The sequence below is a fragment of the Streptomyces sp. HUAS 31 genome (genome assembly GCF_028198125.1).
In the GTDB taxonomy this organism is placed as follows: Bacteria; Actinomycetota; Actinomycetes; order Streptomycetales; family Streptomycetaceae; genus Streptomyces; species Streptomyces chartreusis.
In genome coordinates, this window is record NZ_CP116353.1 from 7005959 (window position 1) to 7020985 (window position 15027).

The 15027-nt window shown below is 71.6% G+C and carries 10 protein-coding genes; 7 read left to right on the forward strand and 3 right to left on the reverse strand.

Features of this window, described 5'->3' with window-relative positions:
• The first annotated feature begins 43 nt into the window (after positions 1–43).
• The 7 genes from PGH47_RS31265 (at position 44) to PGH47_RS31295 (ending at position 7904) form a co-directional block, all read left to right on the forward strand.
• Positions 44–2779, forward strand: coding sequence for a DNA translocase FtsK (locus tag PGH47_RS31265; protein ID WP_271666144.1), 2736 nt, complete (start codon positions 44–46; stop codon positions 2777–2779).
• Positions 2780–3060: 281 nt separating this feature from the next.
• Complete coding sequence (locus tag PGH47_RS31270; protein WP_271666145.1) at positions 3061–3897, forward strand: helix-turn-helix domain-containing protein; 837 nt, start codon at positions 3061–3063, stop codon at positions 3895–3897.
• A 94-nt stretch (positions 3898–3991) separates the two neighbouring features.
• Complete coding sequence (rimO, locus tag PGH47_RS31275) at positions 3992–5473, forward strand: 30S ribosomal protein S12 methylthiotransferase RimO (RefSeq protein WP_271666146.1); 1482 nt, start codon at positions 3992–3994, stop codon at positions 5471–5473.
• Positions 5470–6261, forward strand: coding sequence for a CDP-diacylglycerol--glycerol-3-phosphate 3-phosphatidyltransferase (pgsA, locus tag PGH47_RS31280; RefSeq protein WP_271666147.1), 792 nt, complete (start codon positions 5470–5472; stop codon positions 6259–6261). The genes rimO and pgsA overlap by 4 nt, the downstream gene beginning before the upstream one ends.
• The gene (locus tag PGH47_RS31285; RefSeq protein ID WP_269638211.1) at positions 6258–6803 is read left to right on the forward strand and encodes a CinA family protein; all 546 of its coding nucleotides are present in this window, start codon (positions 6258–6260) and stop codon (positions 6801–6803) included. The genes pgsA and PGH47_RS31285 overlap by 4 nt, the downstream gene beginning before the upstream one ends.
• A 109-nt stretch (positions 6804–6912) precedes the next feature.
• The gene (locus PGH47_RS31290) at positions 6913–7293 is read left to right on the forward strand and encodes a helix-turn-helix domain-containing protein (RefSeq protein ID WP_030960654.1); all 381 of its coding nucleotides are present in this window, start codon (positions 6913–6915) and stop codon (positions 7291–7293) included.
• Positions 7294–7604: 311 nt separating this feature from the next.
• Positions 7605–7904: a hypothetical protein gene (locus tag PGH47_RS31295; RefSeq protein ID WP_271666148.1), complete on the forward strand. Its 300-nt coding sequence runs from the start codon at positions 7605–7607 to the stop codon at positions 7902–7904.
• A gap of 67 nt (positions 7905–7971) precedes the next feature.
• On the opposite strand, the gene PGH47_RS31300 is transcribed toward PGH47_RS31295, so the two are convergent.
• From PGH47_RS31300 to PGH47_RS31310, 3 genes are all read right to left on the reverse strand, one after another.
• Positions 7972–8736 (reverse strand): SDR family NAD(P)-dependent oxidoreductase, encoded by a 765-nt coding sequence (locus tag PGH47_RS31300; RefSeq protein ID WP_271666149.1) that lies wholly within the window; start codon positions 8734–8736, stop codon positions 7972–7974.
• Between the two features lie 32 nt (positions 8737–8768).
• A complete protein-coding gene (locus PGH47_RS31305) occupies positions 8769–9701 on the reverse strand; it encodes a DNA-formamidopyrimidine glycosylase family protein (protein ID WP_271666150.1) in 933 nt (310 codons plus the stop codon).
• Positions 9702–9834: 133 nt separating this feature from the next.
• Complete coding sequence (locus PGH47_RS31310) at positions 9835–14802, reverse strand: ATP-dependent helicase (RefSeq protein WP_271666151.1); 4968 nt, start codon at positions 14800–14802, stop codon at positions 9835–9837.
• Positions 14803–15027: the final 225 nt, after the last annotated feature.

The window sequence follows — 15027 nt, forward strand, 5'->3', positions numbered from 1 at the left end:
GGCACACGTGTCCACTGTCTTCTCCACCGGTAACCTCACACCCATGGCCTCACGTTCCTCCGCAGCCAAGAAGCCGCCCGCGAAGAAGGCGGCCGCTTCCGCGAAGGCTCCGGCGAAGAAGGCCGCCGCCAAGAAAGCCCCCGCGAAGAAGGCGCCGGCGAAGAAGGCCGCGGCCAAGAAAGTCGCGCCGCCGAAGCCCGCGCCCAACCCCACCGGGGGCGTGTACCGGCTCGTGCGCGCCGTCTGGCTCGGGCTCGCGCACGCGGTCGGCGCCGTTTTCCGCGGCATAGGGCAGGGCGCGAAGAACCTCGACCCCGCCCATCGCAAGGACGGCATCGCGCTGCTGCTGCTCGGCCTCGCGCTGATCGTCGCCGCCGGCACCTGGTCGAATCTGCGCGGTCCGGTCGGCGACCTCGTCGAGATCATCGTGACCGGCGCCTTCGGCCGGCTCGACCTGCTCGTGCCGATACTGCTCGCGGTCATCGGCGTGCGGTTCATCCGGCACCCCGAGAAGCCCGAGGCCAACGGCCGTATCGTCATCGGCCTGTCCGCGCTCGTCATCGGCGTGCTCGGCCAGGTCCACATCGCCGTCGGCTCGCCCGCCCGCAGTGACGGCATGTCCGCCATAAGGGACGCGGGCGGGCTGATCGGCTGGGGCGCGGCGACCCCGCTGACGCACACCATGGGCGACGTACTCGCCGTACCGTTGCTCGTGCTGCTGACGATCTTCGGGCTGCTGGTGGTCACCGCCACGCCCGTCAACGCCATCCCGCAGCGGCTGCGGCAGTTGGGCATCAAGCTCGGCATCCTGCCGGACCCCGAAGAGGACGACGAGTACACCGACGACGAGCGCTACGACGACCAGTGGCGCGAGGCGCTGCCCGCGGCGCGGGGGCGCAAGCGGGCGCCGGCGCGCACGGCGTACGACCCCGATGGCGCCGAGCAGGAGGCCCTCTCGCGGCGCCGTGGGCGGCCGAGGCGTTCCGCGGTCCCGCAGCCCGAGATGGACCGTCCCATGGACGCTGTGGACGTCGCGGCGGCCGCCGCTGCCGCGCTCGACGGCGCCGTCCTGCACGGGATGCCGCCGTCGCCCATCGTCGCCGACCTCACCCAGGGTGTCAGCGTGGGCGACCGCGCGGAGACCACCCCGGTGCCGACACCCGTCCCGGCCGCGCGCCCCAAGCAGGAGAAGCTCCCGAAGACCGAGGTCCCGGACCCCGCGAAGTCCGGGGTTCCGGATCTCACCAAGTCCGCGCCCGACGAGATGCGCGACCTGCCGCCGCGCGCCGAACAGCTCCAGCTGTCCGGTGACATCACCTACTCGCTGCCGTCGCTGGACCTCCTCGAGCGCGGTGGTCCGGGCAAGTCGCGCAGCGCCGCCAACGACGCCATCGTCGACTCGCTCACCACCGTCTTCTCCGAGTTCAAGGTCGACGCCCGAGTCACCGGCTTCACGCGCGGGCCGACGGTCACGCGCTACGAGGTCGAGCTCGGGCCGGCCGTGAAGGTCGAGCGGATCACCGCGCTGACGAAGAACATCGCGTACGCGGTCGCCAGCCCGGACGTGCGGATCATCAGCCCGATCCCCGGTAAGTCCGCGGTCGGCATCGAGATCCCCAACACCGACCGCGAGATGGTCAACCTCGGCGATGTGCTGCGCCTCGCGGCCGCCGCCGAGGACGACCACCCGATGCTGGTCGCGCTCGGCAAGGACGTCGAGGGCGGCTACGTGATGGCGAACATCGCGAAGATGCCGCATGTGCTGGTCGCCGGTGCGACCGGTTCCGGCAAGTCGTCGTGCATTAACTGCTTGATCACTTCGATCATGATGCGGGCGACCCCGGAGGACGTCCGCATGGTGCTCGTCGACCCCAAGCGTGTCGAGCTGACCGCCTACGAGGGCATTCCGCACCTGATCACGCCGATCATCACCAACCCGAAGCGGGCCGCCGAGGCGCTCCAGTGGGTCGTACGGGAGATGGACCTCCGCTACGACGACCTGGCGGCGTACGGATACCGGCACATCGACGACTTCAACGAAGCCGTCCGCAACGGCAAGGTGAAGCCGCCGGAGGGCAGCGAGCGCGAGCTCCAGCCCTACCCGTACCTGCTGGTGATCGTCGACGAGCTCGCCGACCTGATGATGGTCGCCCCACGCGACGTCGAGGACGCGATCGTCCGCATCACGCAGCTCGCGCGTGCGGCCGGCATCCACCTGGTGCTCGCCACGCAGCGGCCCTCCGTGGACGTCGTCACCGGTCTGATCAAGGCGAACGTGCCCTCGCGGCTCGCGTTCGCCACCTCCTCGCTCGCCGACTCCCGCGTCATCCTCGACCAGCCCGGCGCCGAGAAGCTGATCGGCAAGGGTGACGGGCTGTTCCTGCCGATGGGCGCGAACAAGCCCACGCGTATGCAGGGCGCGTTCGTGACCGAGGAAGAGGTCGCGGTCGTCGTCCAGCACTGCAAGGACCAGATGGCACCCGTCTTCCGGGACGACGTCACCGTCGGGACGAAGCAGAAGAAGGAGATCGACGAGGAGATCGGCGACGACCTCGACCTGCTGTGCCAGGCGGCGGAGCTGGTGGTCTCCACGCAGTTCGGTTCGACGTCCATGCTCCAGCGCAAGCTGCGGGTCGGCTTCGCCAAGGCGGGGCGGCTGATGGACCTCATGGAGTCCCGCGGGATCGTGGGTCCGAGCGAGGGATCCAAGGCTCGTGACGTTCTTGTGAAACCTGATGAGCTGGACGGAGTGCTCGCCGTGATCCGCGGGGAGGCATAAAGCGAGCCCTACGCGGAATACGGGAGTGCAGTGGTCGCCTCGCGGGTGGGCGGGTGAGGAGCCGATGCCCGATCGTGACTCACCCGTAAGGGATCATTGAGCAACCGTTCCCCTTCGGCGTACGTCAAGTTGAGGGAAGCGACAATCTCGTGCCCCACCATCGGTCTGACCGGCCATACCGATGGCGTACAAAGTCCCACCGCCCGGTTGCCCCACCCTTTCGTTACCCCCCTAGACTGAACCTCCAGCACAGGTGGCTTAAACGCTCGAAAGGCGCCCCCGTGTCCATCGGCAACTCCCCTGAAGACGAGCGTCCGTTCGAAGACGTGTCCGAGGAAGCCCGCCCCTCGATCGGCCGTGCCCTGAGGCAGGCGCGCCTCGATGCCGGGCTGACCGTCGACGACGTCACCAACGCCACCAGGGTCCGCATCGCCATCGTGCAGGCCATCGAGGCGGACAACTTCGCCCCCTGCGGCGGCGACGTGTACGCCCGTGGCCACATCCGAACCCTGGCGAAAGCCGTCCACCTCGATCCGGCCCCGCTGCTCGCCCAGTACGACGACTCGCACGGCGGGCGGCCGGCGCCGACCCCCGCCGCCCCGCTGTTCGAGGCGGAGCGCATCCGTCCCGAGCGGCGCGGGCCGAACTGGACCGCGGCCATGGTCGCCGCGATCGTCGCGGTGGTCGGGTTCGTCGGATTCACCGCCTTCAAGGGCGGCGACGACAGCGGCAAGTCCGCCGTCGCCGAGGGCGGCTCGACGCCGACGTCCGACAAGACCACGCCCACCCCGAAGACCGACAAGCCCAAGGATCCCGACCCGGAGCCTTCGGACAGCGCCATCGCGGCCGTCCCGCAGGACAAGGTGACCGTCCAGGTGAGCGCCGTCGACGGCAGGAGCTGGGTCGGGGTCAAGGACCACAACGGCCGACTGCTCTTCGACGACCTGCTCAAGAAGGGCGACTCGAAGACCTTCCAGGACAGCGAGAAGATCAACCTCGTCCTCGGAGACGCGGGTGCGATCGACCTGTTTGTCAACGGCAAGAAGATCGACGACGACTGGCAGCCGGGCGCCGTGGAGCGCCTGACGTACACCAAGGGCGACCCGCAGGCGGGATAAGTCCGGCTGAACGGTCGAGCTGAGGACGGGGTTGGCCAAGATCGGCCAACCCCGTCGACGTGGGCTGTCAGTGAGACAAAGTAGTCTTGAGCCCATGCCTGAACGCCGTACCGTCGCACTCGTCACTCTTGGCTGCGCCCGTAACGAGGTGGACTCGGAGGAGCTCGCAGGCCGCTTGGAGGCGGACGGCTGGGACCTCGTGGAGGACGCCGCCGACGCGGACGTCGCTGTCGTCAACACCTGTGGCTTCGTCGACGCCGCCAAGAAGGACTCCGTCGACGCCCTCCTGGAGGCCAACGACCTCAAGGACCATGGAAGAACCCAGGCCGTCGTGGCGGTGGGCTGCATGGCCGAGCGGTACGGCAAGGATCTCGCCGAGGCCCTCCCCGAAGCCGACGGAGTGCTCGGCTTCGACGACTACGCGGACATCTCCGACCGCCTCCAGACCATCCTGTCCGGCGGCATCCACGCCGCGCACACCCCGCGCGACCGGCGCAAGCTGCTGCCGATCAGCCCTGCCGAGCGGCAGGAGTCCGCGGTCGACGTCGCGCTGCCCGGGCACGCCCCCGTCGACCTTCCGGAAGGGCTCGCTCCGGCCTCCGGCCCGCGCTCGCCCCTGCGCCGCCGCCTCGACGGCTCCCCGGTCGCCTCGGTGAAGCTCGCCTCCGGCTGCGACCGGCGCTGCTCCTTCTGCGCCATCCCGTCCTTCCGCGGCTCCTTCATCTCGCGCCGGCCCAGCGATGTGCTGAACGAGACGCGGTGGCTGGCCGAACAGGGCGTGAAGGAGATCATGCTGGTCTCCGAGAACAACACCTCCTACGGCAAGGACCTGGGCGACATCCGCCTGCTGGAGTCCCTCCTGCCGGAGCTCGCCGAGGTCGACGGCATCGAGCGCGTCCGCGTGAGCTACCTCCAGCCGGCCGAGATGCGGCCCGGTCTGATCGACGTGCTGACGTCCACGCCGAAGGTCGCCCCCTACTTCGACCTGTCCTTCCAGCACTCCGCGCCGGACGTGCTGCGCGCGATGCGCCGCTTCGGCGACACCGACCGGTTCCTCGAATTGCTCGAGACCATCCGCGGCAAGGCCCCGCAGGCCGGCGTGCGGTCCAACTTCATCGTCGGCTTCCCCGGCGAGAGCGAGGCCGACCTGGCCGAGCTGGAGCGCTTCCTGAACCACGCGCGGCTGGACGCCATCGGCGTCTTCGGCTACTCCGACGAGGACGGCACCGAGGCCGCCACGTACGACAACAAGCTCGACGAGGACGTCGTCGCCGAGCGGCTGGCACGTGTCTCCCGGCTGGCCGAGGAACTCGTCTCGCAGCGGTCCGAGGAGCGCGTCGGGGAGACCGTGCACGTGCTCGTCGAGTCGGTGGGCGACGAGGACTCGGAGGAGGGCGCCTACGGCCGTGGGGCGCACCAGGCGCCCGAGACGGACGGCCAGGTGCTGCTCACGAGCGGCGAGGGGCTGCGCGTCGGCCGTATGGTCGAGGCGAAGGTGGTCGGTACGGAAGGTGTCGACCTGGTGGCCGAGCCGCTGCTGGGCTCGCTCGCGTGTAGTGAGGAGGCGGACAGATGACCGGAGTTCCGGCGTCCGCCGCGGGAGGCTCCCAGGCGGGTGCGGCGGGCAAGGCGAGTGCGATGGGCTCGTCCAAGGCCGGCTCGGCCAAGGGCGTCGGCCCGAAGGCGGGCGGTGCTACGGCGAGCGGCGCCGATACCGGTGCCGAGGGCGGGGCGAAATCGCCGCGCGGCGGAAAGATCGCGGCCGCGGCCGTCAACCAGGCCAGCGTCTGGAACATCGCCAACCTCCTGACCATGCTCCGGCTGGTCCTGGTGCCGGCCTTCGTCGCACTGATGCTGGCCGACGGCGGATACGACCCGGCGTGGCGCTCCCTCGCCTGGGCGGCCTTCGCCATCGCCATGATCACGGACCTGTTCGACGGTCATCTGGCGCGTGCGTACAACCTCGTCACCGACTTCGGGAAGATCGCCGACCCCATCGCCGACAAGGCGATCATGGGGGCGGCGCTGATCTGTCTGTCGGCACTGGGCGATCTGCCGTGGTGGGTGACGGGCGTCATCCTCGGCCGGGAACTCGGGATCACGCTCCTGCGTTTCCTGGTCATCCGGTACGGCGTGATCCCGGCGAGCCGGGGCGGCAAGCTCAAGACGCTCACGCAGGGCGTGGCCGTCGGGATGTACATCCTGGCGCTGACGGGGTGGCTGGCCACCCTGCGGTGGTGGGTGATGGCCGCAGCGGTCGTCCTGACCGTGCTGACCGGGCTCGACTATGTGAGACAAGCCATTGTGCTGCGCAGGCAGGGAATCGCAGAGCGCAAGGCCGCGTTGGAGGAGACGGAAGCGTGAGTTCCCGGGCCACCGACGTGGTGCGACTACTCAAAGTGAGCGGTGAGACGCTCGCTGTGGCGGAGTCGCTGACGGGCGGGCTGGTTGCGGCGGACATCACAGCCGTCCCGGGGGCATCACAGGTCTTCCGGGGCTCGGTGACCGCCTACGCCACCGAGCTGAAGCATCGGCTCCTCGGCGTCGACGCCACCCTGCTGGAGCAGCACGGTGCGGTGAATCCGCAGGTGGCGGCGCAGATGGCGGCCGGCGTACGGAAGGCGCTGGGTGCCGACTGGGGCATCGCGACGACCGGTGTCGCGGGGCCCGACATGCAGGACGGACACCCCGTGGGGACCGTTTTCGTCGCCCTGGACGGCCCGATCGGGTTTGGTTCCGGTTCTGCCGGTGGCGGAAAAGTGGAGGCCCTGCGGTTGAACGGCGGCCGCGAGGAAATTCGTATGGAGAGTGTACGGAGCGTACTCGCACTGCTCCTGAAGGAGCTTGCGGGCGAACACAGTGGGAATGAGCGGGCACAGGATACGGAACGGAACGGGGGGTTTTGATGTTTGCAGCCCTGAGTGAACACGACATCGCTCCCCGCACGGCCGCGGCGCAAGGCGGTACGGTGGGGCGTGAAGGATGCGGCTACGCGGTCCGAGGAGGGAGCCACCGATGATTCTGCTCCGTCGCCTGCTTGGTGACGTGCTGCGTCGGCAGCGCCAGCGCCAGGGCCGTACTCTGCGCGAAGTCTCCTCGTCCGCCCGAGTCTCACTCGGCTATCTCTCCGAGGTGGAGCGGGGGCAGAAGGAGGCTTCCTCCGAGCTGCTCTCCGCGATCTGCGACGCGCTGGACGTACGGATGTCCGAGCTCATGCGGGAAGTGAGCGACGAGCTCGCTCTCGCCGAGCTGGCCCAGTCTGCTGCGGCCACACCCAGCGAGCCTGTACCCGCGTCGGTCCGTCCGATGCTGGGTTCCGTGTCGGTGACCGGTGTGCCACCGGAACGGGTGACCATCAAGGCGCCTTCCGAGGCTGTGGACGTGGTCGCCGCGTGACGGTGACGCCGGTGCGCATGGGCTGACCATGCGCTGAGGAGTTGTGTGAGACCCCGGTCGGGGCTTCTCCAGGGAGACCTGGGGGAGAGCGGCCGGGGTTTCGTGCTGTCCGGGGCCGGTGCCTTCGGCGGGGGCCGGCGGGCCTGTCGTCGCCGTCGGGTCCGTTTGCCGGGGTGTGACCGCGCGGTCATGGTGGGTGTGATGGCGCGCGACGCGGCGTGAAGGCGTTGGCCCGCGCCGTCACTGTTGCCGTTGCTGCGCCCTCCCGGCCGGTGTGGCGGGCGGCCTAGCCTCGGGCTGGAGGTGAGCGGATGGCGCGGCCGATAGTCCGCTGGGGGGCGGCTCTCGGGTTCGGGGCGCTGTGGTGGTGGGCCGTGCTGCGGCTCGCGCTGGCGCCGGACGCCGGGGTGCTCGAAGCGGGCGTCGCCGCCGGGGGCTGGGGGCTGAGTCTGTTGCCGGTGCACTGTGTGCCGAAGGCGCGGGCCGTGGGCGCCGTCGATCCGCGGCGGTGGGCGCGGGCCTGGCGGGCCGGGCGGACGGGACGGGCCGCCGCGGCGGCTACCACGGCATTGCCGCACCGGGGTTCGGATGCGGGATCTGGGCCGTGGTGAGGGGCGGTTACCACGGCATTGCCACGTCGCGGTTCGGACGCGGGATCTGGGCCGAGGTGCAGGGCGGCTACCACGGCATTGCCACACCGCCGTTCGGGCGCAGGATCTGGCCCGTGGTGAAGGCCGACGCGTCGGATGCCAGGTGGAGCACCGCGTGCGCGACGTCCTCCGCTTCACCGACCCGGCCCAGCGGCGACATCCGGGCCATGAAGGTCTCGGTGTGAGTCTGTGCCTCGGTGTCATGGCGGTCGGTCATCGGAGTGCGGATCCAGCCCGGCGCGACGGCGTTCACGCGGATCCCGTGCGGGCCCATCTCGGTGGCCAGCGTCTTCGTGAGCTGTACGACGGCCGCCTTCGCCGCGCCGTAGCAGAGCAGGCCGGGGCCGCCGGTGTCCACGGCGCCCGAGGCCATGGTGACGATGCTGCCCCGGACGCCCTGGGCGAGCATCGCGCGGGCCGCCTCCTGGCAGGCGTACAGGACACCCTTGAAGTTGACGCTCAGCACCCGGTCGAGGTCCTCGTCGCGGGTCTCCAGGACCGGGCTGCTGTGCATGATCCCGGCGACCGCCGCCATCACGTCCAGCCTCTCGCAGGCGGCGACGGCCCGGCCGAGCTGGGCGCGGTCGGTGACGTCGAGGAGGTGGACGTGGGCGGTGCCGCCGCTCGACTTGATCAGGGTCGCCGTGTCGTGCAGGCCCTGCGCGTCACGGTCGGCGCAGTGCACGGCCGCACCGGCCTCGGCGAGCAGCACGGCCGACGCGCGGCCGATACCGCTGGCGGCGCCGGTGACGAATGCGGTGCGTCCGGTGAGGTCGTACGCCTTTACGGCCATGAAGGGACGGTACGAGTGAATCTGACGGATCGTCAATTAGTCGTACGGTGTTGGGTTCCGCGGTTCTGGGTTCCGTGGTGTGGGGTGGCGCCGGGCGTCCGGCTCGGGGTCGGGCCCGCCTGGCAGTTGGGGCACCAGTAGGTGGGGCGCTCTCGGGAACCGTCGCCCTGGTCGGCCACGCGGACCGGGGTGGCGCAGCGCAGGCAGGGGCGGCGGGCACGGCCGTAGACGAAGAGGTCCTGGCCGCGGCGGCCCGTCGTGTTGCGGATCGGGCGGTCGCGGTTTGCTTCCAGGAGTTTCTTGGCGAGGAGCGACAGTTGGGCGGTGTGCTCGGCGGGGAGCGCGCCGATGGGTAGCCAGGGGGTGACGCGGAGGAGGAAGCACAGCTCGCTCTTGTAGACATTGCCGATGCCGGCGAGGTTGCGCTGGTCCAGCAGGGCCTCGCCGAGCTGGCGGCCAGGGTCGGTGAGGAGGTTGGCGAGGGCGCGGTCGGGGTCCCAGTCCGGGCCCAGCAGGTCGGGGCCGAGGTGGCCGACGGCGCGGTCCTCCTCGGTGGTGCGGAGGAGTTCGAGGACGGGGAGGCGGTAGCCGACAGCGGTGTGGGTGTCTGTGGGAGCCGGGCGGGCGTCGGGGGTGGCTGGGGTGTTGGGCCTGTGGGTGGGGGCGGGGGCGGGGGCGGCGGTGAGGATCGCTCGGATCTGGTGGACGGGGCCGCCTGTCCAGCGCTGCTGGTCGGTGAAGACCTTCCAGGAGCCTTCCATCCCCAGGTGCGAGTGGATCGTGAGGCCGCCTTCGACGCGGGTCAGGAGGTGTTTGCCGCGGGGGGTGACATCCAGGACGGTGCGGCCCGTGAGGTCGGCCGTGGCGTACTTGGGCACCCGGAAGTCGCTACGGGACAGCGTCCCGCCGGCGAGGGCGGCGTGCAGCCGCTTCGCCGTCTGCCAGACCGTGTCTCCTTCGGGCATGGGTCAAGGGTGGCATGGGGTGGGTGGGGGCGTGCGGGTGAGTGAGGGTCCAGGGTGGCGGGCCGGGGTGGGTTGTGGCCCGGGGGCGGTCCGGGTGGGCTGGTGGTCAGGGCTGAGTGCCGGGTGTCTGGCGTCAGGCACGTAGGCGTAGGCCTCTGGGCGTTGCGATGAAGCCCGCTCCCTCCAGGAGGGTGCCCATGGGGGACGTCAGTGCCGAGGCGCCGTTCACCCGTTCCACCGTGACCGTGCCGAGGGAGCCCGCACGGGCGGCCGAGGCGAGGGCCTCCGCCGCCGTGTGCAGACGGGGGTCGTCGGTGGGTTCCGTGTCCGGGGCCGAGGGCCAGGCCAGGAGGGTCTTGCCGCCGCGCTCCATGTAAAGGGTCAGCTCCCCGTCGACGAGGACCACCAGGGAGCCCGCCTTGCGGCCCGGCTTGTGCCCGGCGCCGGTGGGAGGCTCGGGCCAGCCGAGTGCGGCGCCGTAGGCGTTCGCCGGGTCGGCGGCGGCGAGGACGACGGCCCGGGTGTCAGGGGTGGGCCGGGTGCGGCGGGAGGCGGAGCCGGGGTCGAACTGGCCTCCGCCGTTGTGCCAGGCCGGCCCCTGCGGGGTACGGCGGCCGGCCTCGGGGGCGAGGTCGCGGGGCGAGACCCATTCGCTCGGTCCGAGGTGGGCGTCCAGGAAGTCGTGGTCGAGGTCGGGGATGTCGTAGGCGGGGGTGCCGTCGGGGTTGTCGTACGTGGGCGTGCCGTCGGGGTTGTCGTACGCCGAAGTGCCGGCCCCGTCGGCGTCGGGACTCCCCGTGCCGTACGGAGGAGTCGGGCCGAAGGCGTCGGGGGCGGCCGGACCCGGCAGGTCGTCGCCGCGGTCGCGGGCGTTGGAGACCGCGCGGAGGCGGTCCACCGCGCCGTCCATCGCGAACTGGGCCGCGCCGAGTCCCTCCACCACATAGCCCCGACGTGCCTGGCCGCTCTCCTCGAAGACGGACAGGATGCGGTACGTCGCAGAGAAGCCGCCCTCGACGCCTTCCGCGCCGACCGCTCCCCGGGTCACCACGCCGTGCCGGTCGAGGAGGGTGCGGGCGAGGGCGTGTGCGCGGACGGTGGGGTCGGGTTCGTGTGCCGGCAGGACGGACCAGCGGCCGGCGACGGTCGGTGGGCCGGTGCGGGACGCGGGGCGGGCTGAGGCCGTGAGGGAGCCGTAGCGGCCCCGGGGAATCGTGCGCTTGGCGCGGTGGGCCGTGGAGCCCGCGGTGCGGCCCGAACCCAGCAGGGAACGCATGGGGGCGAGGGTGTCGTTGGTCAGACGGCCCGACCAGGCCAGCTCCCAGAGCGCGTCGGCGAGTTGGGGATCGGTGGCGTCGGGGTGGGTGGTCGCTCGGATCTGGTCGGCGATCTGGCGGAAGAACAGGCCGTAGCCGCCGGAGAGGGTGTCCAGGACGGACTGGTGCAGCGCTGTCAGCTCAAGGGGGTGGGGTTGCGGCAGGAGCAGCGGAGCCGCGTCCGCCATATAGAGGGAGACCCAGCCGTCCTTCCCGGGGAGCGAGCCTGCTCCGGCCCAGACGACCTCGCCGGCCGAGGTGAGTTCGTCGAGCATCGCGGGGTTGTAGCCGGCGACGCGTGACGGCAGGACGAGCTTCTCCAGGGCGGACGCGGGCACGGACGCGCCCTGCAACTGTTCGATGGCGCGGACGAGTCCGTCGATTCCGCGCAGCCCGTGGCCCTTGCCGATGTGCTGCCACTGCGGCAGGAACTGCGCGAGCGCGGCCGGCGGCACCGGCTCCAGTTCGTGCCGCAGCGCGGCGAGGGAACGGCGGCGCAGTCGGCGCAGGACCGTCGCGTCGCACCACTCCTGGCCGATGCCGGCCGGGTGGAACTCGCCCTGTACGACGCGCCCGCCGGCGGCCAGCCGCTGGAGCGCGCCGTCGGTGATCGCCACGCCCAGTCCGAAGCGGGCCGCCGCCGTGGCCGAGGTGAAGGGGCCGTGGGTGCGGGCATAGCGGGCGAGGAGATCGCCGAGCGGATCCTTGACCGGCTCGGTGAAGGCCTCGGGGACGCCGACCGGCAGAGCTGTGCCGAGCGCGTCGCGCAGGCGGCCCGCGTCCTCGATCGCCGCCCAGTGGTCGGTGCCGGCGACACGGACCTTGATGGCGCGGCGGGCGCCGGCCAGCTCCTGGGCCCAGTGCGGCTCGGCGCCCCGCTCGGCCAACTCGGCGTCGGTGAGCGGGCCGAGGAGGCGCAGCAGGTCGGCGACGCCCTCGGCGTCCTTCACGCGGCGGTCCTCGGTGAGCCACTGGAGCTCGCGCTCCAGCTCGGTCAGCACCTCGGCATCCAGCAGCTCACGCAGCTCAGCCTGGCCGAGCAGCTCGGCGAGCAGCCGCGAGTCCAGCGACAGGGCGGCCGCGCGGCGTTCGGCGAGCGGGGAGTCACCCTCGTACAGGAACTGCGCGACGTACCCGAAGAGGAGGGAGCGGGCGAAGGGGGACGGCTCTGGGGTGGTGACCTCGACGAGGCGCACCTTGCGGGACTCCAGATCGCCCATCAGCTCCACGAGTCCGGGCACGTCGAAGACGTCCTGGAGGCACTCGCGGACCGCTTCCAGGACGATCGGGAAGGAGCCGAACTCGCTCGCCACCTGTAGCAGTTGGGCCGCGCGTTGGCGCTGCTGCCACAGCGGGGTGCGCTTGCCGGGGTTGCGGCGCGGCAGCAGCAGCGCGCGGGCGGCGCACTCGCGGAACCGGGACGCGAACAGGGCCGAGCCGCCGACCTGGTCGGTGACCATCTGGTCGACGTCACCCTTGTCGAAGACGACGTCCGCCGCGCCGACCGGGGCCTGGTCGGCGTCGTACTCCGTGCCGGCCTTGCGCGGCTCCTGGTCCAGCAGGTCCAGGCCCATCAGGTCGGCATCCGGCAGGCGCAGCACGATGCCGTCGTCGGCGTGCATGACCTGCGCGTCCATGCCGTATCGCTCGGAAAGCTTCGCGCCCAGCGCCAGGGCCCAGGGGGCGTGGACCTGGGCGCCGAAGGGGGAGTGCACGACGACGCGCCAGTCGCCGAGCTCGTCGCGGAAGCGCTCGACGACGATCGTGCGGTCGTCCGGGACGTGACCGCACGCCTCACGCTGCTCGTCCAGGTACGACAGGACGTTGTCTGCCGCCCACGCGTCCAGGCCGGCCGTGACCAGGCGCAGGCGGGCGTCGTCCTTGGACAGCGAGCCGACCTCGCGCAGGAACGCGCCCACCGCGCGGCCCAGTTCCAGGGGGCGGCCCAGCTGGTCGCCCTTCCAGAACGGCAGGCGGCCCGGTACGCCCGGTGCCGGGGAGACCAGGACGCGGTCGCGGGTGATGTCCTCGATGCGCCAGGAGCTGGTGCCCAGCGTGAAGACGTCGCCGACGCGGGACTCGTAGACCATCTCCTCGTCGAGCTCACCGACCCGGCCGCCGCCCTTCTTGGGGTCCGAGCCGGCGAGGAACACGCCGAAGAGGCCGCGGTCGGGGATGGTGCCGCCGGAGGTGACGGCGAGGCGCTGGGCGCCGGGGCGGCCGGTGATCGTGCCGGCGACCCGGTCCCAGACCACGCGCGGGCGCAGTTCCGCGAAGGCGTCGGACGGGTAGCGGCCGGCGAGCATGTCGAGGACCGCGGTGAAGGCGGACTCGGGGAGGGACGCGAAGGGCGCGGCCCGGCGGACGGTGGCGAGGAGGTCGTCGAACTGCCACGTGTCCATCGCCGTCATCGCGACGATCTGCTGGGCGAGGACGTCGAGGGGGTTGGCGGGGACCCTGAGGGACTCGATGGCGCCCGTGCGCATGCGCTCGGTGACCACTGCCGCCTGGACCAGGTCGCCGCGGTACTTCGGGAACACCACGCCGGTGGAGACGGCGCCGACCTGGTGGCCCGCGCGGCCCACGCGCTGGAGGCCGGAGGCCACGGAGGGGGGTGATTCGACCTGGACCACGAGGTCCACCGCGCCCATGTCGATGCCGAGTTCGAGGCTGGAGGTGGCTACGACGGCGGGGAGGCGGCCGGCTTTGAGATCCTCTTCTACGAGGGCGCGCTGCTCCTTGGAGACGGAGCCGTGGTGGGCTCGGGCGATGACCGGGGGTGCGCCCTGTGCTGCTCCTGAGCCGCCCATGAGTTCCGCCGGGGCGTGGTGTTCGTCCAGGGTTTCGCCGGTGGCGCGCTCGTAGGCGATCTCGTTGAGGCGGTTGCAGAGGCGTTCCGCGAGGCGGCGGGAGTTGGCGAAGACGATCGTGGAGCGGTGGGACTGGACGAGGTCGGTGATGCGCTCCTCGACGTGTGGCCAGATCGAGGGGCGCTCCGCGCCTTCGGAGCCGTCTGCCACCGGGGAGCCGCCCAGTTCGCCGAGGTCCTCGACGGGGACGACGACCGAGAGGTCGAACTCCTTGCCCGACTTCGGCTGGACGATCTCCACTTTGCGGTGGGGGGAGAGGTAGCGGGCGATCTCGTCGACCGGGCGGACCGTCGCGGAGAGGCCGATGCGGCGGGCCGGCTTCGGGAGGAGCTCGTCCAGGCGCTCCAGGGTGAGGGCCAGGTGGGCGCCGCGCTTGGTGCCCGCCACCGCGTGGACCTCGTCCAGGATCACCGTCTCGATGCCGGTCAGGGCGTCGCGGGTGGCCGACGTCAGCATCAGGAACAGGGACTCGGGGGTGGTGATGAGAATGTCCGGGGGGCGGGTCGCCAGGGCTCGGCGCTCTGCGGCGGGGGTGTCGCCGGAGCGGATGCCGACCTTCACCTCGGGCTCGGGGAGGCCCAGGCGGACGGATTCCTGGCGGATGCCGGTCAGGGGGCTGCGGAGGTTGCGCTCCACGTCCACGGCGAGGGCCTTGAGGGGGGAGACGTAGAGGACCCGGCAGCGCTTCTTGGGGTCGGCCGGTGGGGGTGAGGAGGCCAGCTGGTCCAGGGCGGCGAGGAAGGCTGCGAGGGTCTTGCCCGAGCCGGTGGGGGCTACGACCAGCACGTCCGAGCCCTCGTTGATGGCTTGCCACGCGCCTGCCTGGGCCGGCGTGGGCGCGGAGAAGGCGCCCGTGAACCAGCCGCGGGTTGCGGGGGAGAAGCCGGTCAAGGCTCGGTGTGGGTTGCTGACCATGCGTCCATCCTGCACCCGGGGTCTGACAATCGGGCTGAGCTGGGGGAATGGTGGTGCCTGCGGCGGCCTGTGCCGGTGCGTGGGGGTTCGTGCAGCGCCTGCGGGTGTGTGGTGGGTCGGGGCCGTGCCGGGGGGTGTCCGTCCTCGGTCGGGCGGTTGCCCGGCTTCAGAAGGGTGCTGTGTCTTGACGCCCGCCGCTGCGGGCGGACACCCCCCGGCACGTCC

What these genes read in the sequence shown, in the direction of transcription:
- PGH47_RS31295 (WP_271666148.1), top strand. Translation starts at nt 7,605, where the DNA reads ATGGCGCGGCCGATAGTCCGCTGGGGGGCGGCTCTCGGGTTCGGGGCG.
- PGH47_RS31265 (WP_271666144.1), top strand. Translation starts at nt 44, where the DNA reads ATGGCCTCACGTTCCTCCGCAGCCAAGAAGCCGCCCGCGAAGAAGGCG.
- PGH47_RS31305 (WP_271666150.1), bottom strand. Translation starts at nt 9,701, where the DNA reads ATGCCCGAAGGAGACACGGTCTGGCAGACGGCGAAGCGGCTGCACGCC.
- pgsA (WP_271666147.1), top strand. Translation starts at nt 5,470, where the DNA reads ATGACCGGAGTTCCGGCGTCCGCCGCGGGAGGCTCCCAGGCGGGTGCG.
- PGH47_RS31310 (WP_271666151.1), bottom strand. Translation starts at nt 14,802, where the DNA reads ATGGTCAGCAACCCACACCGAGCCTTGACCGGCTTCTCCCCCGCAACC.
- PGH47_RS31290 (WP_030960654.1), top strand. Translation starts at nt 6,913, where the DNA reads ATGATTCTGCTCCGTCGCCTGCTTGGTGACGTGCTGCGTCGGCAGCGC.
- rimO (WP_271666146.1), top strand. Translation starts at nt 3,992, where the DNA reads ATGCCTGAACGCCGTACCGTCGCACTCGTCACTCTTGGCTGCGCCCGT.
- PGH47_RS31300 (WP_271666149.1), bottom strand. Translation starts at nt 8,736, where the DNA reads ATGGCCGTAAAGGCGTACGACCTCACCGGACGCACCGCATTCGTCACC.